24 protein-coding genes are annotated in these 22,538 nt (G+C 59.0%); 12 read left to right on the plus strand and 12 right to left on the minus strand.

Annotation, left to right across the window (positions count from 1 at the left end):
• Positions 1-194: 194 nt before the first annotated feature.
• The gene (locus AARI_RS04290) at positions 195-614 is read right to left on the minus strand and encodes a DUF4307 domain-containing protein (RefSeq protein WP_041648478.1); all 420 of its coding nucleotides are present in this window, start codon (positions 612-614) and stop codon (positions 195-197) included.
• Between the two features lie 241 nt (positions 615-855).
• On the opposite strand from AARI_RS04290, the gene mca reads away from it, so the two are divergent.
• From mca to AARI_RS04315, 5 genes are all read left to right on the plus strand, one after another.
• The gene (mca, locus tag AARI_RS04295; RefSeq protein WP_049862710.1) at positions 856-1,722 is read left to right on the plus strand and encodes a mycothiol conjugate amidase Mca; all 867 of its coding nucleotides are present in this window, start codon (positions 856-858) and stop codon (positions 1,720-1,722) included.
• Between the two features lie 43 nt (positions 1,723-1,765).
• Entirely contained in the window at positions 1,766-2,047 is a 282-nt protein-coding gene (locus AARI_RS04300; protein ID WP_013348123.1) for a hypothetical protein, read from the plus strand.
• 32 nt (positions 2,048-2,079) lie between these two features.
• Positions 2,080-4,194, plus strand: a complete 2,115-nt coding sequence (locus AARI_RS04305; protein WP_013348124.1) for a thioredoxin domain-containing protein — start codon at positions 2,080-2,082, stop codon at positions 4,192-4,194.
• A gap of 117 nt (positions 4,195-4,311) precedes the next feature.
• Positions 4,312-5,073, plus strand: a complete 762-nt coding sequence (locus tag AARI_RS04310) for an isoprenyl transferase (RefSeq protein ID WP_013348125.1) — start codon at positions 4,312-4,314, stop codon at positions 5,071-5,073.
• A 256-nt stretch (positions 5,074-5,329) separates the two neighbouring features.
• Complete coding sequence (locus tag AARI_RS04315; RefSeq protein WP_013348126.1) at positions 5,330-6,646, plus strand: PhoH family protein; 1,317 nt, start codon at positions 5,330-5,332, stop codon at positions 6,644-6,646.
• On the opposite strand, the gene AARI_RS04320 is transcribed toward AARI_RS04315, so the two are convergent.
• Positions 6,643-7,461: a hypothetical protein gene (locus AARI_RS04320; RefSeq protein WP_013348127.1), complete on the minus strand. Its 819-nt coding sequence runs from the start codon at positions 7,459-7,461 to the stop codon at positions 6,643-6,645. The genes AARI_RS04315 and AARI_RS04320 overlap by 4 nt on opposite strands.
• Before the next feature lie 119 nt (positions 7,462-7,580).
• On the opposite strand from AARI_RS04320, the gene AARI_RS04325 reads away from it, so the two are divergent.
• Positions 7,581-8,048, plus strand: a complete 468-nt coding sequence (locus tag AARI_RS04325; RefSeq protein ID WP_049862559.1) for a prepilin peptidase — start codon at positions 7,581-7,583, stop codon at positions 8,046-8,048.
• Positions 8,049-8,052: 4 nt separating this feature from the next.
• Positions 8,053-8,520: an NUDIX hydrolase gene (locus AARI_RS04330; protein WP_013348129.1), complete on the plus strand. Its 468-nt coding sequence runs from the start codon at positions 8,053-8,055 to the stop codon at positions 8,518-8,520.
• Positions 8,521-8,532: 12 nt separating this feature from the next.
• On the opposite strand, the gene AARI_RS04335 is transcribed toward AARI_RS04330, so the two are convergent.
• From AARI_RS04335 to AARI_RS04345, 4 genes are all read right to left on the minus strand, one after another.
• Positions 8,533-9,510 (minus strand): dipeptidase, encoded by a 978-nt coding sequence (locus AARI_RS04335; RefSeq protein ID WP_231849470.1) that lies wholly within the window; start codon positions 9,508-9,510, stop codon positions 8,533-8,535.
• Entirely contained in the window at positions 9,510-9,653 is a 144-nt protein-coding gene (locus AARI_RS19935) for a hypothetical protein (protein WP_197535090.1), read from the minus strand. Before AARI_RS19935 ends, AARI_RS04335 begins: the two co-directional genes overlap by 1 nt.
• Before the next feature lie 191 nt (positions 9,654-9,844).
• Positions 9,845-11,257, minus strand: coding sequence for a class II fumarate hydratase (locus AARI_RS04340; protein WP_013348130.1), 1,413 nt, complete (start codon positions 11,255-11,257; stop codon positions 9,845-9,847).
• Positions 11,258-11,387: 130 nt separating this feature from the next.
• Positions 11,388-12,017, minus strand: coding sequence for a carbonic anhydrase (locus tag AARI_RS04345; RefSeq protein ID WP_013348131.1), 630 nt, complete (start codon positions 12,015-12,017; stop codon positions 11,388-11,390).
• 91 nt (positions 12,018-12,108) lie between these two features.
• Here AARI_RS04345 and AARI_RS04350 point away from each other — a divergent pair, with 91 nt between their 5' ends.
• Both AARI_RS04350 and AARI_RS04355 read left to right on the plus strand, forming a co-directional pair.
• On the plus strand, positions 12,109-12,525 hold the full coding sequence (locus tag AARI_RS04350) for a hypothetical protein (RefSeq protein ID WP_013348132.1): 417 nt from the start codon (positions 12,109-12,111) through the stop codon (positions 12,523-12,525).
• A 212-nt stretch (positions 12,526-12,737) separates the two neighbouring features.
• The gene (locus AARI_RS04355; protein ID WP_157867086.1) at positions 12,738-13,541 is read left to right on the plus strand and encodes a DDE-type integrase/transposase/recombinase; all 804 of its coding nucleotides are present in this window, start codon (positions 12,738-12,740) and stop codon (positions 13,539-13,541) included.
• Between the two features lie 66 nt (positions 13,542-13,607).
• Here AARI_RS04355 and AARI_RS04360 read toward each other — a convergent pair whose 3' ends face one another.
• Positions 13,608-14,282: a DUF4245 domain-containing protein gene (locus tag AARI_RS04360; RefSeq protein WP_013348133.1), complete on the minus strand. Its 675-nt coding sequence runs from the start codon at positions 14,280-14,282 to the stop codon at positions 13,608-13,610.
• Between the two features lie 156 nt (positions 14,283-14,438).
• Here AARI_RS04360 and glpX point away from each other — a divergent pair, with 156 nt between their 5' ends.
• Complete coding sequence (gene glpX / locus AARI_RS04365) at positions 14,439-15,473, plus strand: class II fructose-bisphosphatase (RefSeq protein WP_013348134.1); 1,035 nt, start codon at positions 14,439-14,441, stop codon at positions 15,471-15,473.
• A gap of 104 nt (positions 15,474-15,577) precedes the next feature.
• Here the strand turns inward: glpX and manA are convergent, their stop codons facing one another.
• From manA to AARI_RS04385, 4 genes are all read right to left on the minus strand, one after another.
• Positions 15,578-16,786, minus strand: a complete 1,209-nt coding sequence (manA, locus tag AARI_RS04370; RefSeq protein WP_013348135.1) for a mannose-6-phosphate isomerase, class I — start codon at positions 16,784-16,786, stop codon at positions 15,578-15,580.
• 67 nt (positions 16,787-16,853) lie between these two features.
• Positions 16,854-18,461, minus strand: a complete 1,608-nt coding sequence (locus tag AARI_RS04375) for an LCP family glycopolymer transferase (RefSeq protein ID WP_013348136.1) — start codon at positions 18,459-18,461, stop codon at positions 16,854-16,856.
• Positions 18,462-18,478: 17 nt separating this feature from the next.
• A complete protein-coding gene (purE, locus tag AARI_RS04380) occupies positions 18,479-19,009 on the minus strand; it encodes a 5-(carboxyamino)imidazole ribonucleotide mutase (RefSeq protein ID WP_013348137.1) in 531 nt (176 codons plus the stop codon).
• Positions 19,010-19,082: 73 nt separating this feature from the next.
• The gene (locus tag AARI_RS04385; protein ID WP_081461089.1) at positions 19,083-20,243 is read right to left on the minus strand and encodes a 5-(carboxyamino)imidazole ribonucleotide synthase; all 1,161 of its coding nucleotides are present in this window, start codon (positions 20,241-20,243) and stop codon (positions 19,083-19,085) included.
• A 176-nt stretch (positions 20,244-20,419) separates the two neighbouring features.
• Between AARI_RS04385 and AARI_RS04390 the strand changes: the two genes are divergently transcribed.
• The gene (locus tag AARI_RS04390) at positions 20,420-20,989 is read left to right on the plus strand and encodes a GtrA family protein (RefSeq protein ID WP_013348139.1); all 570 of its coding nucleotides are present in this window, start codon (positions 20,420-20,422) and stop codon (positions 20,987-20,989) included.
• On the opposite strand, the gene AARI_RS04395 is transcribed toward AARI_RS04390, so the two are convergent.
• Positions 20,986-21,714, minus strand: a complete 729-nt coding sequence (locus tag AARI_RS04395; protein WP_013348140.1) for a TIGR03089 family protein — start codon at positions 21,712-21,714, stop codon at positions 20,986-20,988. The two genes, AARI_RS04390 and AARI_RS04395, sit on opposite strands and share 4 nt — an antisense overlap.
• Before the next feature lie 298 nt (positions 21,715-22,012).
• On the opposite strand from AARI_RS04395, the gene AARI_RS20255 reads away from it, so the two are divergent.
• Entirely contained in the window at positions 22,013-22,537 is a 525-nt protein-coding gene (locus AARI_RS20255; RefSeq protein WP_013348141.1) for a WhiB family transcriptional regulator, read from the plus strand.
• The last annotated feature ends 1 nt before the right edge of the window (position 22,538 follow it).

Below are 22,538 nucleotides of genomic sequence, written 5' to 3' on the forward strand. Positions count from 1 at the left end.
GTCGGATTCGGTACGGATCTGCGGGCCTGCACGTTATTGGCGATGCTAGCAAAGACCCCGCCAGCCTCATGTCCTAATGCTCGGTTAGAACCATGCGCCGATGCGGGGCGAAACGTATCTTTTCAATGATAGTAGTCGCCAAAACGGATTAAGCCCAATGGATTCAGCTTCTAGGAGAGCAAGAAGCTGAAATGTTACCCCTTGTATTCCTGCGGAACCTCGTAGCAGTCCTCCACCCCGGCGGTGGTGGCAAGGTTATCGGTATGCAGGTCAATTTCCAGGATCTGGGTGATATGCCCGGTCGCTTCTCCTGGATCAAGCAGAACAGTCTTGTAGCCGACGATGGCCTTGGACTCGTTCATCGCGCGAATGTCGCATTGCACTCGAAGCTTGGTGTTGTATTCGACGGCGACAACGGCCTTGGCTTGAGTCGCGGAAATGACCTCGAACTCCAAGTCCTGGGAGCCAATGGAGCTGTAGTTGCTGAAGCCGATATAGGCGGCTCCGGCAACGCCGAGGGAGAGCGCTGCAGCAATAAGCCAGTTACGCGATTTCTTAGAAAGATTGCGTTTCTTGGGGTTGTTGTAGCGAGCCGTTAAGCTTGGATCAGACATTATTTGCCTTGCACCACTCTCTTGCCTTGCGGCATTGGAACTGGAAATGCCGAACATTGGTTCTTCCTTCCAGTTTACTGCCTTTCGGCATGGGGGAATAACCGGTGGTCGGTTGTGAGTTGATAAGGATGGCGGACAGATTTGATGCTTCCTGCCTATCTAGAGAATGCGGCATAAGGAAAGAAGATAAGTGGAGATTCACGACGTGAAGAAAATTGCTCCTTCGCAGGGTCTGCGACTCATGGCTATTCACGCGCACCCGGATGATGAATCTTCAAAGGGTGCTGCGACGATGGCCGCCTATGTCGATGCCGGCGCCGAAGTGATGGTTGTGTCATGCACCGGCGGTGAACGCGGGGACATCCTTAATGCCGCCGCTGGCGAACTGGCTCACGCGCACCGCGACCTGGCCGGCGTCCGCCGCACCGAGATGGCTGAAGCAGCCGCGGTGCTGGGCGTAAAGCACCGTTGGCTTGGCTATGTTGACTCCGGCTTGCCAGAAGGCGACCCGCTGCCCGAGCTGCCATTTGGCGCCTTTGCCTTGCAGCCAGTAGAGATTGCCGCTGCCGGCATCATCAAGCTGATCCGTGAATTCCGTCCACACGTCATTACGACCTACGACGAAAACGGCGGCTACCCGCACCCGGACCACATCCACTGCCACAAGGTGTCCACCTTCGCATTCGAGCATGCCGCCAACCCGGAAATGTACCCGGAACTCGGAGCGCCATGGTCGGTGAGCAAGCTGTACTACGACCGTGCCTTCGCACCGGACCGTTTCCGCACCCTGCACTACGCCATGCTGGAAGCCGGGTACGAATCCCCATACACCGAGCGTGTGGCGATGTGGGAAGAAGACCAGGACAACCAGATGTTTAAGTGGGTTTCCCCACACACCACGACCACCCAGATCGACTGCGCCGATTTCTTCTCGCAGCGCGATCAGGCGTTGCTGGCGCATAGAACCCAGATTGATCCGGAAGGTTTCTTCTTCGCAGTGCCCGAACACGTCTACGCCGAGCACTGGCCGTGGGAGGACTACACGCTGATTTCCTCCAAGGTGTCCACCGAGCTGCCCGAGACCGACTTGTTTGCCGGACTAAGATAGTACTAAGCGCTTTCCAGTTCTAGAAAAGAGTTGTCTTTACATCGTGAATACGATCTTCGAATCCTTGGCTCTGACTTCCTCAACCCTCGGCGTCGGTACGGAGACCAGCAGCGAGTATGGTCCAGGGTTCCTCGGATTCATTTTTACCGCCGCTATGGTGGTCGCCGTAATCTTCCTGATTCGCGACATGGTCCGTCGAGTGCGCCGCGTGCGCTACACCTCGGAAGCTGAATCAAAGCAGCAGGGACTGGTGGACAAGGGCGAAGCGCGCAATCTCCAGGAACCAGATGCGCCGCACGACCCGAAGACCGACGAGCAGCAGTAGGCGCTTTGTGAGCTGCGCGATAGCATGATTGCGTGGCTCAACGACTCGCTGGCTCATCCAGCCAATACCTCAGACAGCATTCCCATCAACTAGTTGACTGGTTCCCCTATGGGGATGAAGCATTTGAACAGGCACGGCTTCGTGACGTGCCGGTCATGCTTTCCATCGGCTATGCCGCCTGCCATTGGTGCCACGTGATGAGCCACGAGTCTTTTGACGATTCAGAAATCGCTGCGCTGCTCAACGAAAACTTCGTAGCCATCAAGGTGGATCGCGAAGAGCACCCACTGGTAGACGATACCTACATGCTGGCCACCCAGGCGCTGACCGGCGCAGGTGGCTGGCCGATGACGATTTTCACCCTTCCCGATGGACGGACCGTGCATGCCGGCACGTACTACCCGAAGGAACCTCGCGGCAAGACCCCGAGCTTCAGGCAAGTGCTCAATGCCGTCCACGAAGCCTGGGAAACCAAACGTGCCGGGCTCGTAGAACAGGCTCAAATGCTCGCCGAGCATCTTGCCGAACTGGGCAGCCGGCAAAGCGCGCTGTTGTCCCTGCAGTCCCAGCAGCCAGCCGACCAAGCTTTCAGCACCGCACTGGATCGCTGGATGGCCGCTGGCAAACCTGAAGGCGGTTTCACCCCGGCGCCTAAATTCCCGCCCACCTGGGCGCTGAAAACCCTGTCGCGTGCGGTGATCACCGAGCCGCAACGGGCCGAGGAAGCCTTTGAAGCTGCTGCAACCCACCTCGAAGCGATCTTCCTGGGCGGCCTGCAAGACCATGTCGATGGTGGTTTTGCCCGGTACTGCGTAGATGCGAATTGGTCCGTCCCGCACTTTGAAAAAATGCTCTACGACAACGCCGGATTGCTCTCCCTCGCGGCGCGAACCAGCGTCCTGGCCGCCGAAATGGCACTCAAGGGCCAAGGGGACACCGCGCAGCGTGCACAGAAGCTCGCTGGACTGGCTCAGCGCAGCGCCCAAGGCATCATCACCTTCCTCGAAGAAGAATTGCTCACCAATTCCTCTTCGACGCCAGCCCTTGCTGCCTCGCTGGACGCAGATTCTTCCCGCGACGGACACCAGGTTGAAGGGGCCTACTACACCTTGAACCGCGAAGAAATCGCACAGGTCACCGATCCGCTGATCCAACGCCTGCCTAAGGGCTTGCTTCGTTTCGGCCCGGTAGCCGAGGACCCGCAGAACTTCTGCTTCTCGCTGTTGCGCACACCTGAGGCAAGCGAACTGGAGGTACTGCAAGAACTGCGTGAGCAGATGCGCACCCTGCGCCGCTCGCGAATCATGCCGATCCGCGATGAAAAAGTGATCGCTGGCTGGAACGGCCTGGCTATTGAAGCCTTGTGCGAAGCGGCGCTGCTGCTGGAAGCACCCGATGCCTTGAAGCTGGCGGCCCAGGCCGCCGAATCGGTGTGGCAGATGCAGTGGGATCAGCAAAATAAGCGGTTGGCCCGGGTCAGCTTCGCCGGCGCAGCCACGCACGCCAATGAAGGCACCTTGCAGGACTACTCGGCCTTGGCCCTCGGCTTCCTGGCCCTGCACCAAGCCACCGGCCAGCAGCAGTGGGCGCAGCGAGCTAAGGACTTGCTGGGCCGCGCCGCTGACTTTGTCGATCCAGAATCAGGGGTGCCACGGGACACGGTTCAATCCGATGCACGCATCACCGCGCAGCGCAGCAGCATCGCTGCCGTGACGGTCCTGGACGATGCCATGCCAGCTTCTGGAGCGCTCTATGCCAAGGCGCTGGCCGTCCAAGCGTTGCAGTCCATGGCAGCCGGGGAATACACCGATGCGGATGCGGCAGCACTGGAAAGCGCCCGAGGGCTTTCTGCCCATGCCCTGGCCTTAGCCAGCGAAGCACCGACACAGGTAGCAACCGCGTTGGAAGTGCAGTGCATCATTTCCAGCCCCGTGCACTATCTGGCGATCTCGCAGTGGGATTCGGATCAAGCCAAGCGCGTGCGCTCGGTGGCCATGAGCCTTGGGATCAATGTGCGCCATGATCCGTCCTTGCCTCATGCGGACCAGGGCCTGCAGATCCAGCCGTGCCGGGAAGAGCTTTGCCAGATTCCGGTCTTGGGGATCGAGGGTTTATTCTCATTATTCAGCGCGCCGAAGAACGCTTGAGCGCAGCGGAAATTGCTGATTGCTAACGTGGTGAAGCGGCAGATGCCAAGACCCGGGGATAAATCGCGGTAGATTTAGAACCTAGAGTTTTGGAAACGATCGAAAGGCAGGGTCAAGGTGCAGCTTCCCAACCTTGCGTACCGTTACTACGAACGGCGCTTGGCGAAGTCACTTCCTGCCGACAAGCTTCCGCACCATATCGGCGTAATGGTCGATGGCAACCGCCGCTGGGCCAAGCTGGCAGGCACCCCGACGATGGCAGGCCATCAAGCCGGTGCCGACAAGATCCTGGAGTTCCTGGACTGGTGCGAGGACCTGAACATCCAGATGGTCACGCTCTACATGCTCTCCACCGACAACCTCAATCGCGAGGCCAGCGAGCTGCGCGATCTCTTGGAAGTTATCGGCTCCACGCTGGACCGGCTAGGGGAGACCAACCGGGTAAAGGTGCAGCAGGTCGGTGCTAAGGATCTATTGCCTGAGGACCTGGCGCAAAAGCTGGCCGCCTTGGAGACCATAACCGCTAATCGGGACGGCGTGCACGTGAATGTGGCCATCGGCTACGGCGGCCGCCGTGAGATCCTCGATGCGTTCAAGGCCTTGCTGTGCGACGCCGCCAAGGATGGCCGCACGCTTGAAGAACTGGCATCCAGTCTATCCACCGATGACATTGAGTCCGCCTTGTACACCAAGGGGCAGCCGGACCCGGACCTGGTCATCCGCACCAGCGGCGAGCAGCGACTGTCCGGCTTCTTGACCTGGCAGAGCGCCTACTCCGAGTTCTACTTCTGCGAGGCCCTGTGGCCGGACTTCCGCCGTGTGGATTTCCTGCGCGCACTGCGTGATTTCGCTGATCGCCAGCGGCGTTTTGGCACCTAAGCCCAAGTCAGTACGCCCTTTGAAGCTGTTCAGCTAATCGTTACCTGAACGTAGTCCTCCAGTAGCGTTTGAAGGTCTATGGTGATCATAAGGCCAGGGCAACAAGCTCCGGCTGATCGAAGGGTTCCGCACTAGATGACCAATTGCAGCGCCAGCCGGTACAGCTACCGGAATCGCCTTGGACATCCGGTGTTGGGATTCCCCACTTTCGCGTGGGGAGAGTCCCCACGCCGGATCCGAGAATGGGTGCGCTGCCATGAACCGAACTGCCGAACAGGGTGTACGAACCTACGTCATTGATACTTCGGTCTTGCTTTCTGATCCGAAAGCCATGTTCCGTTTCGATGAGCATCATGTAGTGATCCCGTTGACTGTCGTCATCGAGCTGGAAAACAAGCGCAAGGATCCTGATCTGGGTTTCTTCGCCCGTCAAGCCCTTCGTTTGCTTGATGACTTGATAGCCAGCCATGGGGGATTGGCCCAGGCGGTCCCAGTGTCCAAAACCGGTGGAACGCTGCGCATTGAATTGAACAATATTGCACCCGATGTCCTGCCGGTGGGCATGCGCTCCGGGGATAACGACGCACGCATACTCGCGGTCGCCAAGCACCTGCTGGATGAGGGCCTTGACGTAGCACTGGTGACCAAGGACCTGCCGATGCGCATCAAGGCCTCGGCCATGGGAATCCATGCCGAGGTCTACCGCAACGATCAAATCGCTTCCACCGGGTGGTCCGGAATTCAGGGACTCGAGCTCGATGAAGAGACCATGGCCAAGCTCTACGAGCACGAACAGCTTCTGAACCACCCTGCGGTAGCCGAGCACCCGATCAACACCGGCTTTGTCATCACCTCGCCGCGAGGAAGCGCCCTGGGCCGGAAAATTGATGCGAACACCGTGAAATTGGTGCGCGGGGACCAGCAGGCCTTCGGGCTGCACGGCCGCAGCGCCGAACAGCGGATCGCCCTGGATTTGCTGATGGACCCGTCGGTGGGGATCGTGTCGCTGGGTGGCAACGCCGGTACCGGCAAGTCGGCCTTGGCCTTGTGCGCGGGAATGGAAGCAGTGCTGGAACGCCGCGAGCACCGCAAGATTACCGTCTTCCGCCCGCTCTACGCCGTGGGCGGCCAGGAACTGGGTTACCTGCCGGGCTCCGAGGGCGAGAAGATGGGGCCGTGGGCCCAAGCCGTCTTCGATACCCTCGGCTCGATCGTGTCGAAGAACGCCATTGATGAAGTGGTGGAACGCGGGATGCTTGAAGTGCTGCCGCTGACGCACATCCGCGGCCGTTCGCTGCATGATTCGTTCGTCATCGTTGATGAAGCCCAGTCTTTGGAGCGCAACGTCTTGCTCACCGTGCTTTCGCGCATCGGACAGAACTCCAAGGTCGTGCTCACCCACGACGTGGCACAGCGCGATAACTTGCACGTGGGCCGCTATGACGGTGTGGCCGCGGTCGTTGAGCAGCTCAAGGGGCACTCGCTCTTCGGGCACGTGACCCTGACGCGTTCCGAGCGTTCGGCCATCGCCGCGCTGGTCACCGACCTGCTGGATTCGCCAACCCGGCCTTAGGCGGGGCGTTCGCTGCGCAGCTCCCACGGAATCGGCGCTCTCACGTCGGTGAGCGTGGGGGCTGGGGCAGTGAACAGGGAATCAATGTAGTACTGGTTATGCGCAAGCAGCTGAAGGGACAGCTCGGGCGCCGGCGGTACTTGGGCCTCGGCGAGGAGCACTCGCCGGTTCACGCACAGACCGGTGGCCCGATCCAGGACTACCAAGGTGCGTGTGCCGTGCGGAACCAGCGGGCAGCTGGCGACCGTAGGCTGGTAGTTATGCCCTGCAGATAGGACGGCAGCTAATGCTGGCCGATCATCGTGAGTGATCTCTGCCAGTTCATGGATATAGGTGGGGTGGCCAAATGCCAGATCATGGGAGGCCGGTTCGGTGCCGGCAAGCTCCACCGGATCCAGCATCGCTTCCCAATGCTCCAAGGGCAGTAATCCGTTGAAGCCGGAAATCTGTGGACGGCGCAAGATCAGCTGGTCCGAGGTGTAGACCGGCGAGGTCAGCGAGGCCGGCAGCTTCCAGGAGGAATTGGTGGCAGCGACATAGCCGTGGCTGCGGTCCGCAGTGAACTTCTCCTTTTGGTACACCAGCTGGCCGTCGGCCGAACGCACGGAAATGGCCTCGCGTTGGCGCAGTATCGCAGTCAGTTCTCCTTCCAGTCCTTCGTCCGGCTTGGCGTAGGGTTCTGGAACCTGGATCCGGAACTGCAACGACGTGCTCAGCCACGGCGCGGAACGGGCTAAGGCGCGGAAGCGACGGCGGGCCGCCGAGTCAGGGGCTGGCTGCCCGGGGAAAAGAACTGGAGCTGTGGGAACGTCCATACTCTAATTGTAGAAGCGGCTGAATTATTCACAAGAGGAAGACTGCTCTGCCGCAGAGGCGATTACCTGCCTATGCTCTATGCATGTCAGAAATTTGGAGCGTAGCCCAAGAAAGCCCGGTGTCAGCAGCGCTGGTTCTTCTCCAGCTTGCCTGCTTTCTTGGCTTCGGGGTCCTTCTGGCAAAGCAAGATATGGCAACACATCGTCTGCCCAACCGCCTGGTCGCATCTTGGCTGGCGGCCAGCCTGGCAGTCATTGCGCTGCTGGGGATTTTCCGGTCGGATCTGCACGGTGTGCTCATCGGGCTGCTGGGCCTGTTGCTGCTTGGCGGCGGCTATCTGCTCCTTACGCTGGCTTCCGGCGGAGCGATGGGCATGGGAGATGTGAAGCTGGCTGGCGTGCTGGGATTGAACCTCGGATACTATTCCTTGCCCAGCTTGTTTTTTGCAACATTGCTCGCCTTCGTACTTGCCACGCTCTGGGTTATTGGGGGAGTGGTGGCACGGAAGCTGACCCTGAAATCAGCGGTCCCTTTCGGCCCCTTCATGCTCATCGGCTCGTTTATCGCGCTGCTTATGGCACGATGAAATCATGGCAACTCCAGAATTCGTAACTAATCTTCGAACACGTATCGGGCATGAACTGCTGTGGCTCTCTGGGGTGAAGGTCGTGGTCCTCCACGAAGACAAGGTCTTGCTGGTGCGGCGCGCTGACAATGGGCAGTGGACCTTGCCAGCAGGAATTATCGATCCTGGCGAAGAACCATCGCACACCGCGGTTCGCGAAGTCCTGGAAGAAACCGGCGTTGAATGCGAAATCACTGACCTGCTGGGTGTCGGAGTGACCGCTCCAACGGTGTACCCCAATGGAGATCACGCCCAGTACCTCGATGTTGTCTTCAAGGCTCGCCACCTATCGGGTGAGGCGAATGTCAACGATGACGAGAACTTGGAGGTCGGGTACTACGCGCTGGCTGATCGCCCGGAACTGCCACCGCTTCACGAACGGGCTCTGCAGTGGGCGCTGAATCCGCGGCCCGGCGGCTACTTCGCTAGCTAGGCTGGAGCCGGGCTAGTTTGCTGGCAGCACCTCGCGGAAGACGCGCAGCGTATTTCCGCCCATGATGGCCTCGATGCCGGTTTCCGAGTAGCCGCGGTTCATCAGCTCTTGGGTGATCACCGCGATCTGGCTGGCATCCCATGCCACGGTCGTGGCCCCGTCAAAATCGTTGCCCAAACCCACATGCTCGATTTCGGCAACCTTGATGACGTGTTCCATCGCATCGACGACGGAGCTCACCTCCAGGGTGCAAATGGCTGCATCCCAGTAGCCGATGCCGATGACGCCACCGGTTCGGGCCACCGCACGGATCTGTTCATCATTGAGATTACGGTTCACATCGCAGGAGGCCTGGACACCGCCGTGGCTGAATACCACCGGCTTGGTCGCCAAGGACAGGACATCATCGAAGGTCTGGTCGCTGGAATGCGCCAGATCGATGATGACTCCCAATTCTTCCATGCGCTTCAGTGCGGCCCGTCCAAGGTCGGTGAGCCCTGTTTTCTCGACTCCGTGCTTGGAACCGGCAACGGGGTTGTCAAAGAAGTGGGTGAATCCTGCCATGCGCATCCCGTCCTCGAAGAGGATGTCGAGGTTTGCGATATCGCCTTCGAGGTTGTGCAGCACTTCAACGGAGTAGAGTCCGCCGGTGACCTTCATGCCGTTCTTGCGGTCCATGAGCAGCTTGTCCAGCTCGGCGGTGCTGGTAATGGTGCGCAGGGTTCCTTGTGAATCCGCGGCATCATCACGCAGTTTCTTTGCTTGGTAGAGCGAGCGCTCCAGCAGCGAGTTCCAGGTCCGCGGCGGTTGGAGCTGGGCGATGCTCAGCAGCGTGATGTTATCCGAGTCGGCGCTGTTGGACTCGTTATTCTGGCCGACAGGCGACTTGGAAACCGAGGAGAAGACCTGCAAGGCGACATTGCCTTCTTCCAGGCGAGGCAAGTCCACATGTCCTCGGGTTGAATGCGTGAGCAGCGAGCGGTCCCACATCAAGGTGTCGCGTGCATATCGGCAATCTCCAAGCGCGAATGCAGTTTCGCGGCCTCTTCGCTGACCACCGGCAAATCCTTGGCCTCGATTTTGTTCCGGGTATTTTCTACGATGCCCGGCGCGAAGATGAAGAATGCGGCCAAGAGGAGTACGAGGGTACTCGAAATCTACAGCGCGAGGCGTTTGGAAAGTCGGGATGTGGCGCGAGTCATACTCGGAGAGTAGCAGAGGCCACCTCTAAGCAGGAGCCTGTTTCTCGGGGGTTAAATACGCTGCCGCGGTTCGATGTGCAGCATCGAACCGCGGCAGCGGCATACACGACAGGCGAAGCGGGCTAGTACTTGCCGACCATGGTCGATACATCCAGCAGCTGATCAAGCTGTTCCTCGGTGAGTTCACCGCGTTCCACGAAGCCCAATGCGATGGTTGCTTCTCGTACCGTCAGTCCTTCAGCCACCGCCTTCTTGGCGATCTTGGCTGCATTCTCATAGCCGATGAGCTTATTTAGCGGGGTGACAATCGAAGGCGAGGCTTCGGCGAGGAAACGGGCACGCTCCACATTGGCGCTGATTCCCTGAATCATCTTTTCTGACATGACCGTTGAGGTGTTGGAGAGCAGGCGAATGGATTCCAGAAGATTCGAGGCCATCACCGGGATCCCGACATTCAGCTCAAACGCACCGTTGGTTCCGGCCCAAGCGATGGCGGTGTCATTGCCGATGACCTGCGCAGCAACCTGGATGGTCGCCTCTGAAATCACCGGGTTGACCTTGCCTGGCATGATCGATGAACCTGGCTGCAGGTCGGGGATGGAAATTTCACCCAAGCCGGTGTTGGGACCGGAGCCCATCCAGCGCAGGTCGTTGGCGATCTTGATCAGTGAAATGGCGATGGTGCGCAAAGCGGCAGAAGCTTCGACTAATCCATCACGGTTGGCCTGCGCTTCGAAGTGGTTGCGTGCTTCGATGATGGGCAGCGTGGTGTCTTCGCGCAGGAACTCGATGACCCGCTGCGGGAAGCCTTCTGGGGTATTGATGCCCGTACCCACTGCGGTGCCGCCAAGGGGGACCTCGGCAACTCGCGGCAGTGCTGCTTCGATGCGTTCAATGCCGTAGCGAACCTGGGCTGCGTAGCCGCCGAATTCTTGGCCGAGGGTGACCGGAGTGGCGTCCATCAGGTGGGTTCGACCGGACTTGACCACGTCCTTGAATTCGGCAGATTTAGCCTCCAACGCCGAGGCCAAGGTTCCAAGGGCTGGGATCAAATCATTGATCAGCGCGCCGGTGGCGGCAACATGGACCGAGGTCGGGAAGACATCGTTGGAAGACTGCGAGGCGTTCACATGGTCGTTAGGGTGAACCTCGGTGTCGCTGTTTTGAGCCTTCAGCGCACGGGTTGCCAATTCGGCGAGCACTTCGTTGGTGTTCATATTCGAACTGGTTCCAGAACCGGTCTGGAATACGTCGATGGGGAAGTGCTCATCGTATTGGCCGGTGGCTACCTGATCGGCTGCGGATACGATGGCTGCGGCACGTTCTTCGTCCAGAACGCCCAGGGCCAGATTGGCCTGCGCCGCGGCCTTCTTTACTTGTGCGAGGGCCTTGATATGCGAAGATTCCAAGGTCTTTCCCGAGATCGGGAAGTTCTCAACAGCGCGCTGGGTCTGTGCGCGGTACAGAGCTTGAGCGGGGACTCGAACCTCGCCCATGGTGTCATGTTCGATGCGGAAATCGTCACTGTTAGTCATGAGCCCAGAGTACGCCCGAACCGCAATCAAAAGACAGGGCTCTGACGCAAAGGTCACAACCAACAGTGACGTTTCCCCGAAACGGGAATAAAAGCCGTTTTACAAGGCTTTCTGTAGAATTTTTGAGCGCTTAGTCCAGACCCAGACTGGAGACCAGCTGGGCACGCCCGTCATGCAGGTGGTAGGCCACGCCGGCGACCGCGGTGCGGCCCTCTTCGATAGCCAGTGCGATGATGCTGGACAGATCGACCAAGCGGTCGGTGGTCTGCTTGACGTGTTCGACGACGGTACCGTTCACATCGGTGATGCCCTTGCGTTCGGCAGCATGAACCGACGGGGTGATGTGCTCAACCAAGTCACGGACGAAGCCCTTGGGCATTTCTCCGGTTTCCTTGGCCTTGATGGCGCTGGTGACCGCGCCACATGAGTTGTGTCCGAGGATCACGATCAGCGGCACATTGAGGATATCGACGGCAAACTCCAAGGAACCCAAGCTCGCAGGGTCCAAAACGTGCCCGGCGGTGCGCACCACGAACATGTCGCCCAATCCCACATCGAAGATGATCTCTGCGGCAAGGCGGGAATCCGAGCAGCCGAAGATGACCGCAAAAGGTTCCTGGCCGGAAATCAGCTTTTGCCGACGGGCGCTGTCCTGGTTGGGGTGCTGGGTGTCTTCGCTGACGAAACGGAGATTACCTGAGCTGAGCTTTTCCCAGGCCTCTTTTGGTGTCAGTGACTGTTGTGTTGATTCAGGGAGCATGTCTCAGATTCTACGGGAAGTTATTCGAATCCCTCTCGGTCAGGCTGTAAGTGAGTCAACCACGACCCACCACTGACCAGAAGGAACCACCATGAGCACCGTCGGCGTCACCCGCGAAGAAATCAGGGACTACGTCCACCAATACAACCTGCAGCCCCACGGCACCCGGACTGCATGGCTGCAGCAACAGCCCTTCTCCAGGGCCACGTTCTACCGCTGGAACCAGCTCGTCTTCGAAGGGGACCTCGACCGCAACCTCGTTCCACGAGATCATGGACAGATGAACACTACCCCGAGCCAACGCTCAGCCTTCGAGCAAGCCCGTGCCAAGGAACAAGCAGAACACGAGGACGAGCTCAAGGCGCTGCGTGAACGCGTCCGCCAGCTCGAAGGAACTAACGAGGCCCTGGGAAAAGCTATCGGGCTCTTGCACGCGTTGAACGAGCAAGAGCCCGCCACGTCAACGACGGACGAGCGCAAGAATTCATCGCCACGGAAAACGAACTGATCCGAGCCCTAACGAGCCTTAACGGTTCGCAACGCCAAGCCCTCAAAGTCACCGGTCTTTCCCGTTCGACCTGGCACTACCGGAGCAGTCCGAGGCCCAGGGCAACGAACCCGATCCACCAGGCGGATCGCGCCTATTCCACCAGGATCAGCCCCGGGGACTGTGAGCGCATCGAAGAGCGTATTCTTGCCGGGTGGGCCGAGGGGAACTCGGTGGACCATTCCTTTGCCACAGCCTGGGATGAAGGACTCATGCTCGCCTCGCGGCGCGCATGGTGGCGTATTGCCGCAGCGCTCGAAGAGCAGATGCTCCGCCCGAAGGTGCCCACCCGAAAACAAAACCGCACAACACGAGGACAAAAGCCTGTGTTGAAAGCCACCGGTCCTGGGCAGATCTGGTCGTGGGACATTACCGACTTGTATTCGCCGTATAAGAACCGCGTGTTCAAGGCCTATTCGATCATCGATATTTTCTCCCGGCAGATCGTCGGGTACCGGGTGGAGGAGCGCGAAGCGGATCATCTGGCCGTGGAGATGTTCCAAGACGCTTTCAAAACCTACGGCGTGCCCCATGTAGTACATGCCGATTCTGGGCCGGCCATGAAGTCCAATGCCTTGAAAGACGCGTTGGAGGCCAAAGGTGTTGAGCTGAGCCATAACCGGCCCTACGTATCGAATGACAACCCGTTCAGTGAGTCCGGATTCAGGACGATGAAGTATCGTCCCGATTATCCAAAAGTATTCTCCGCGCTTGCCGATGCGCGAGCCTATTTGGATGGGTACGTGCCGTGGTACAACGGGCAGCACAAGCATTCGGGGATTGCTTTGTTCTCTCCGGCGCAGGTCCACGACGGGTCTTGGGAGCATGTTTGGCAGGTGCGGCAGCAGGCATTGGAGGATTATTACCGGTTGCATCCGGCACGTTTTCATTACCGTCCGGTGACGCCTGCGCCTGCGGGGGTCGTGGGGATTAACCTGCCGTCAGAAGAGGCGGGTGTTGCGTTGCAGGCAGCTTAGTGACTCCACACAGCTTGACATTTTTCGAATATCGAATATATGACTGCGGATGCCCGGGAAAGTGACTTATTTCAGGTCGTTTGCGACCTGTTCAGCAACGCTGTTCAGCTGCTCAACGGAAGTGTCACTGGACAGGACGACGGTGGAGTCGGCGAAATCAGCGATCAGGTAGGTGCTCTGGTCCTTGACCCGCACCTCCCATTCAGTGCCTCCAATGGTGCGCTTCTCGGTGGGAGTGGCAGCGTCGGTGATCAAGGCGATCCACGTTGGATTGGATTCAGCTGCTTGGCGAACCCAAACGAAGTTCTTATCTTCCGAGACCAGGCCGAATTCCCAATAAGGAACGCCCTGAGCGGTGTTGGCCTGCCAGCGCGCGAAGTTCGCATATTCCTTCTCGCCCAGTTCGGGAGCGAAAATTTCAAAACCGGAAATCTGCTCGGTCTGCTCTGCGGTGGCCTGCAGGTTGACGTCGCTTTCAAAAGCGTCGTCCTTCGGTGCGGGATTGAGCATCAAGACTGGAATGAGAATGGCAACAGTGAAGCCGATGGACAGCACCATGCCCTTGAAGGTCTGATTTGCACGCTTCGCCTGCTTCTCGGTCAGCTGCGGCTTGAACGGCAGATCTTCAAAGGTGGCATTGGGATCGTCCAGGCTTCGAGGGGATGCAACAGGCAGGCCGCTACCGCTTGCTGCGTTCTCGGTTGCCGGCGCGTTGTTCTCGGTGTTGTTCTCAGGATGCACGCCTTCCATTCTCCCCGAAGATTCTGTGGATTTCGAACGGGAGTGCCCAACCACACATAGGACTGCGTGCAGGCGCGCCCGACACGAACTGTAAAGCTAAAAACTAAGGGGATATAATGTGGGTGTTTGCATAGGCGCAATGACTACGACTCAGTGATGGGATCTTTCGTGACCGAAAAGAACAATTATGCCCACCTTTCTTCGCGACTGTCGGTTTCCGACGCGGAGCCGGACCGCAACCTAGCACTGGAGCTGGTGCGTGCTACCGAAGCGGCAGCCATCGCTTCCTCGCCATGGGTTGGATTCGGTGACAAGAATGCCGCCGACGGCGCGGCAGTGGATGCCATGCGTGGCCTGCTTTCCACCGTGAACTTCAACGGTGTTGTCGTGATCGGCGAAGGCGAAAAAGACGAAGCGCCAATGCTGTTCAATGGCGAACAGGTCGGCAACGGCTCCGGAGCCGAATGTGACGTCGCAGTAGACCCGATTGACGGCACCCGACTCACCGCACTGGGCCTGAACAACGCACTGTCCGTTCTGGCTGTGGCCGACCGCGGTTCGATGTTCGACCCTTCCGCAGTGTTCTACATGGAGAAGCTGGTCACCGGGCCAGAAGCCGCAGAACTTGTTGACCTCCGCCTGCCGGTGAAGCAGAACCTGCACCTGATCGCCAAGGCCAAGGGCAAGAAGATCAGCCAGGTCACCGTGACCATCTTGGACCGCCCACGCCACGCTGGACTGATCGAAGAGATCCGTGCAGCCGGTGCGCGCACCAAGCTGATCATGGACGGCGACGTTGCCGGAGCCATCGCCGCAACCCGCGAGGGCACCGGCGTTGACGCGTTGATGGGCGTTGGCGGCACTCCTGAAGGCATCGTGACCGCCTGCGCCATCAAGGCACTGGGCGGCGTGATCCAGGGCCGCTTGTGGCCAACGGACGACGATGAGAAGCAGCAGGCGATCGACGCCGGCCATGAACTGGGCCGCGTGCTGACCACCAACGACTTGGTGACCTCCGATAACTGCTACTTCGCAGCGACCGGCATCACCGATGGCGACCTGCTGCGCGGAGCTCGCTACAAGGACAACCGCATCCACACCCAGTCGATCGTGATGCGTGCCAAGTCCGGCACCATCCGCTTCGTCGATGGTGAGCACCAGCAGGATAAGTGGGAAGCTTACACCCGCTAAAACCAGCTCATGCTAAAACTGCGAGCTATGGACCTTTTGCAGGTTCATAGCTCGCAGTTTCGGTTTAAGGCCTTGAATGCCGTGAAGATGCAGGGCCGGCAGTACTAGTCGATCTGCGCGCTGGTCGCGAAGAGCTGACCTGGAACGGTGCCCTGCAAGGTGGCGGTGGCAGGCAGCTCAGCGGCAGTAATGAACAGCGACTGCCCGCGGCTGATGCTGCGTTCCCCCTCGCGGGTTGCGACCATGAACTCGCCGGCGGTGCACAGCACAACGGCTGCACCGTGCAGCTGCAGATCGGCGGCAAGACCTGGTTCGGTAGGATCGAGCACCTGCAGCTGGAACTCTTCAAAGTCAGGCTTGTAGAGGCGATCATGGGTATCGAGCGCCACCGGCTCCAGGATCGGAGCGGGGGAGGGCTGGGCAATGGTGACGTCCAATAGCTCGGGAACGTCAATGTGCTTGCTGGTCAGTCCGCCGCGCAGCACGTTATCCGAATTGGCCATGACTTCAATTCCCAAGCCGCGCAGATACGCATGGACATTGCCCGCGCCCAAGCTGATGGCCTGGCCTGGTTCCAAGAAGACCAGATTCAGCAGCAACGCCACCAGAACGCCTGGGTCACCCGGGTAGACCTTGTTGATGGAAACCAGCTCGGCAAACTGCACATTTCGCTGCAATTCGGTGCTGGCTGACACCGCGTGGCTGATCTGCTGTGCCAGCTGCGAGATTTCTTCCCCAGCGGTCAGCACGTGCTTGAAGGTGCTGGCGAGCGGGTCACTACCCTGCAGCAAGGCCACCAGTTCACCCACTATGCGATGGGACTGCTCTGGCAGGTGCGGTTCCAGAACCTGGAGGTCTTCAACGATCTGCGCTGGCTGCCGGAAACCGGACAGTGCCACGAAGTCGGTCAATGCAAAGAGCATTTCCGGCTTGTGGTTATCGTCGCGGTAGTTGCGGTCCGCAGCGTCCAAAGCCTTGCCGCTGGCCGTTTCCTGGGCGAAGCGTTCCTTTGCCTGCTGCAGCGTTGGGTGCGTCTGGATGGACAACGGCGAAGTGGCAGAGAGGACCTTGAACAGGTATGGCAGGCGTCCATAACGCTGGGCGACACCGGCCCCCAGAATATGTTCTGGGTCCTGCGCAATGAAGTCATTGAGTGCTGTGCCGTCAGTGGAGATCCGGCTTGGGCACCCAGGGTGGGCGCCGAGCCACATCTCGGCCTGCGGGGTGGTGTCCGCAGGCAAATCGAGCAGGTCGGAGATCTGCGAGGCAGAACCCCAATGGTAGTCGCGGATAGCGTTTTTCAACTCGAACACGTCGTTTGACCATAGCCTTTCAGGAACGGTATTTGGGTCGCATTGGCGGTCGGGGGGTCTTAACCGTTTATGGAACCGAACATTCGTCGTTGTTGGCTGCAATCTCAGAAATCAAGGTGCGGTAGCCAGCCATTTCCAGATTCACCAGGTATTCCTCGGTGATCGGGCTTCCATCTGGCTTGGTGAACTCTTTGTCATCGCTATTGGACAGCTTCGGAGCATTATTCACATCGGTGCTGTCCTCACTTTCTTCAGAGGCCTTCGTGGTCTCCTCGGACTCTGCAGACTTGGAAGAATCCTTGCTCTTCTTCGGCTTGTCTTCCTTTGGCTTATTCTGCTTGGCGATCAGGGATTGGATGCGCTCCTGCAGCTCATCGAATTTCGGGTAGGTGGAGAAGCTGCGTTCGAAGTCCGGTGCGCCAAGGGTCAGGCGAGTCATTGGCTCATTTGAAACCTTCTCGGCCAACGAAACGAACGATCCGAGCTGCCCGGCAGGAATATCGGTTTCCACCAGCTGTTCGCCAGCGGACATGATCGAAGTGAAGTTGCTCAGGATGGTTTGCGGCTTGACCTGCTTGATGATGGCCTGCTGCAAGCACTGCTGGCGCTTGATGCGGTGGTAGTCATCGGTGAAGTCACGCGAGCGGGCAAACCACAAAGCCTGCTTGCCGGTGAAGGTGTGGGTGCCCGGGGCGAACCAGTGGGTGCGCACGGTGCTGTTCGGGTAGTACTTGCCGTTGTAAGGGACCCAGCCGCCGGAGTTGATGGTGACTCCGCCGAGGGCATCAACGAACTGCTCGAAGCCGGCCATGTTGATCATGACGTAGCCCTGGACCGGAAGGCCGGTAGTGCCTTCCAAAGCGTCCATGGCGGCCTGCGCACCGATGTTCTTTACGGTGTCAGGGAACGCATCGGCGTGTTCGGTTTCGGCATTGCGGTAGATCGAGTTGAAGATGCACTCGTCACCGCAGTTGTAGCCGTTCGGCCAAATTTTCTCCATCGGAGAGCCAGCTGCGAAGCGTGCGCTCTGGAAGTTGCGCGGTACCGAGATCAGCAGGCTCTTGCCGGTTTTCGCATCAACGGAAAGCAAAGCCGCAACGTCGGTGCGCACGCCTTCACGGTTGTCCCCGGAGTCAGCTCCGAAGACCGCGATGTTGTAGCGTCCGTCAATCGGGTCGAAGGCCGGGCCTTTGTCGAAGACCGCGGTAATGGTTTCGCGTCCGGTGTTCAGCAGCGAGGCGCCGTAGACGAATACCCCGCTGGTGGCCACCACGGCTGCCAGGGTAAAGACCGAAACGATGGCTCGCATGCCCGGGGCCAGCAGCTTGGGCCGGATGATCACCAAGGTGTTGATGAACATGACCAGCCAGCCCAGGGCCAACGTGCCGAGCACGATGATCAAGAACAACTGGAAGTTCGGATGCGCTACCCGGCCCAAGATGATCGAACGATCAATGAAGTACAGGGCGGCCAGCGCGATGATTGCCAGCCAGCACAGCATCGTGATGGACACTGCGATCCGTCCGAGCTTACGATTTCCGGCAATCAGCTGGGCGCTTCCGGGGAAGAAGATGGTCAGCAAGACCAAAATCATTGCGCGCTTGCTACGCTGCGGAGAGCTGATAGTCTCCGGCTGGCGCAACGGACTTGGTGCGCGGTGGCTGGCAGAACCCATGTACTTGTGGACTTTCCCTAGGAAGCGAAATTCTCGTTGGCAACTTCAGCACGCAGAGCCGCGCCCTTGGCGTGGGCCTGCTCGCGCAATGAATCTGCAAACTGAAGCAACTTTACCTGTAACGACTCGGCTAGCTCGTCGGTTCCCGCTGAGAGCATGCGCACAGCAAGCAGGCCTGCGTTGCGAGCTCCGCCAATGGAAACAGTTGCTACGGGGACTCCTGCAGGCATCTGAACGATGGAAAGCAGGGAGTCCATTCCATCTAGTTTAGCCAGTGGAACTGGAACTCCGATCACTGGCAGCGGGGTAACAGCTGCAAGCATGCCGGGAAGATGCGCTGCGCCGCCGGCGCCGGCGATGATTACACGGATCCCGCGTTCGTGGGCTTTCTTGCCGTAGTCGATCATTTCGGTGGGCATGCGGTGCGCTGAAACGACGTCCGCTTCAAAGGGGATTCCGAATTCTGCCAGGGCCTGCGCGGCGAGGCGCATTACCGGCCAATCCGAATCAGAACCCATTACGAGGCCGACAAGTGGTGCTTCAGACATGAGATTTTCCTTGCAGTGTTCTAGTAAGAGCCGCGGCCAGACACCTGGCAACGGCTCTTGATCAAAATAAAGACTAGACGGTGGCGTCGGCGCCATCGCGGATCAGCGCGGCAACCTTGTTGGCCTGGGAGCGAAGTTCATCCACACTTTGCCCGGCGTTTGCCACGATGTTCACGTGGCCGATCTTCCTCCCGGGGCGTACCGACTTGCCGTAGGCATGCACCTTGACCTCCGGGGCGGCAGCCAGCGCCGCCTGGAATGCGGAGTACAGATCCTGGTTGGCGCCGCCGAGGTAGTTCTTCATGACGGTGACGCCCAGTGCGCTGGTTTCGCCCAGCGGCAGGTCCAAGACCGCACGCAGGTGCTGCTCGAACTGGCTGGTGACCGAACCGTTCATGGTCCAGTGTCCGGTGTTGTGCGGACGCATGGCCAGCTCGTTGATCACGAAACCGGCGCCGACACCGGGGGTTTCGAAGAGTTCTGCAGCCATGACACCGGTAACGCCGAATTCCTCGGCGATGCGCAATGCCGCATTGGCTGCGGTGGCCGCGGTGGCATCGTCGATGTCCTGGGCCGGTGCGATGACTTCGTCGCAGACGCCATCAACCTGGATGGTGTGAACTACCGGCCAGGCCTTGGCCTCGCCGGAAGGGGTGCGGGCGACCAAAGCAGAGAGCTCGCGGGAGAAATCGACCTTGTCTTCGGCCAGCAGCGGACCGTTGGCAAACCAGTCGGCTGCGTCCTTGGCGTCCTGCGCATTGTCGAGCATGCGCACGCCCTTGCCGTCGTAGCCGCCGCGCGGAGTCTTCAAAACAATCGGCCAGCCGGCCTTCTCGCCGAAGGCGATCAGCGCCTCGACGTCCTCGACCTTGGCCCACAGCGGGTTGGGAAGTCCCAGGCGCTCGATGGCTTCACGCATGACCAGCTTGTCCTGGGCATGGATCAGGGCTGCCGGGCGCGGCTGGATGTTGACGCCCTCGTTGATCAGGGTCGTCAGGAAATCGTTGGGAACGTGCTCGTGGTCAAAGGTGACTACGTCCTTGCCCTTGGCGAATTCGCGCAGGGTTTCGAGGTCCTTGTAGTCGCCTACCGGGGCGTCCGGAACGCAGCGCGCAGCTGAAACGTCAGGACCCTCGGCAAGAATATGCAATTCAAAACCTAGGTTCAGGGCCTCAGGGGCCATCATTCGGGCTAGCTGCCCGCCACCAATCACACCAATTTTTGGAAAGCTCACGAGTACTAGGGTATCGAAAGCGGCGTTGAGAATCGCATGCGCGATGTCTGATTACTCTCACAATCCGGTCAATTTTCAGAAAGTACGGATAAAATAACAAGATCGCGGGCTTCTCCTAGCATGTAGCGCGCGTTGTTACTGCTAGCCAGACGGGAACAGAATTCCCTGGAGGACAATTGCTCGAGCGCATTAAACTCAAAATAGCCGGACTCATCTCGTTGCTGTGGCGCGAGGTGGCGAAGTTCGGTGTCGTCGGTGGCATCGCGTTCATCATCGACTCGGGCATCTACGTCTGGCTGCTGCATGGCCCCATGAGCGATTCGCAGGTTAAGGCAAAGATCATTGCCGGCATCGTCGCGACGATGTTCTCCTGGGTGGCCAACCGCTATTGGACTTTCCGCCACCGCCGCCAGGCCAATGTGCTGCGCGAGCTGGTGATGTTCATCATCATGAATGCTATCGGCTTGGGCATTGCCGCCGCCTGCGTATGGGTCACCAAGTACTGGTTGGGCCTGACCGATCCAACGTCGGTGTTCATCGCCGGTTCGGTCGTCGGCTTGGTGCTGGGCACCATCTTCCGTTTCTTCGCCTACCGTTTCTGGGTCTTCGGCAAGGAAATGGACCAAGAAGAAAAATTTGCCCATGACCACGAGATTCTGGACAAAAATCGGGCAGATACCGGCACTGGCACGATGGAATCCACCGCCCAGGCCGATACCGGCACCCTCCCAACGGTGGTTCGCTAGCCAGCTGGCTGGTAGTCGGAGGTGATGCGTTCGCCTTCGCGAAGACGCTCGGTCACTTCCAATCCATCTTCCACTAGCACAATTCCGTCTCCTGCTTTCCACTGGCCAATTGCATAGGGAAGCAAGGTGAGCACGGGCTGCTGGGCACGGACTAGAATAGTTCCTTGCGCCTTAGCCGCGGCATCGAATAGCGCGGCAAGGCCGATGGGGGCGTCACCATTGGTTGCGATCGCTGAGGTATCACCAGAAACTGGCGAGGGATAGAACTGATCCCCGTAGGTACGCACGGAGGCGTTGAAGTCTTCTGCGACAGGGCCGAGATCCGAGCCGAAGGACAGCGCGAGAGCTGCCGGGTTCACAGCGAGGATTTCAGAGCTATTGGGGATGCGTGGGTCATTTGGTTGGGCCGTGACCCAAACCGAGGCCTGCTGGGCGTCAGCCTGCTCAGCGTCAACCAGCGTGGCGCCGTGATGCAGTGCAGCTAGCGCCAGGACCAGGGACTTCCAATGTGCTGGCAAATCAAGAACCACGACGGAGTCCTCATCGAGGTCGAAAACTTCACCCAAAAGGTTGGCGCTTTTCGCGACCCAATTGTCAAATACCCGTCCGGAGAGCTCTATGCGTTCCCCGATAACGGAGTACCAGGTGAGCCAAGGCGAGGCCGAGCCGCGTCGCGGGGAGAGCAGATTCTCCACAAAAGTCCCTGATTGTAGGCTATTGCTCATCGAATGTCCTTAAATTTAAATACTGAGAATTCACCGAGAATTCAGCTAAGACGGGACTCGCCCATCTCATATGCGTCTTTTGACGGCGTGTTGTGCCGGGAGTTTCCTGAGAACTCTTCTTAGAATGACCTCCCCACTTGACTCTAGCGGAGTTACACGGCTGTAATTAGATGGTGCGTCCGAGCATGTTCATCACTTTTCGCTAGTTCGATGGAATTCGATGGAATAAATGCTGCCGGATGGATCGGGAGCAGTGACGGCCTGATCTACTCAAACCAATCGAAAGGTCAACATCACCATGGCGAATCTGGAGCACGGGTACTCCGAATTTTCGACCTCGGCTGTTGCGTCGGCTCAATACGGGCTGGAGGACGCACCATCCGACTGGTTTGTCGATCCTCAAGCCGGTGAGTCCGCACGGGTTGCAGTTGCAGCCGATCTGGAGACCGCGGCCGACAACTTCTTGAAAGTGCATGACGCATCATCGGAACCAGAAGAAATTTCTTCGGTCGGTTCGTGGGCACCTGAGCTCGACGAAGATGATGAAGTGCGCGAAACGATCAAGGCTGTATGGCTTGGCGTTGGCGGAGAAGTTGATGAGGGCGAACTGGGCTGGCAAGCCCGTGCACTGTGTGCACAGACCGACCCCGAGGCATTCTTCCCTGAAAAGGGAGGGTCGACTCGTGACGCGAAACGTGTCTGCGGCGCATGTGTTGTCCGATCAGAATGTCTAGAATATGCCTTAAGCAATGACGAGCGCTTCGGAATCTGGGGAGGGCTCTCAGAGCGCGAACGTCGCCGTCTACGGAAACGAGCAATCTAAT

It is taken from the genome of Glutamicibacter arilaitensis Re117, assembly GCF_000197735.1.
Classification (GTDB): Bacteria; Actinomycetota; Actinomycetes; order Actinomycetales; family Micrococcaceae; genus Glutamicibacter; species Glutamicibacter arilaitensis.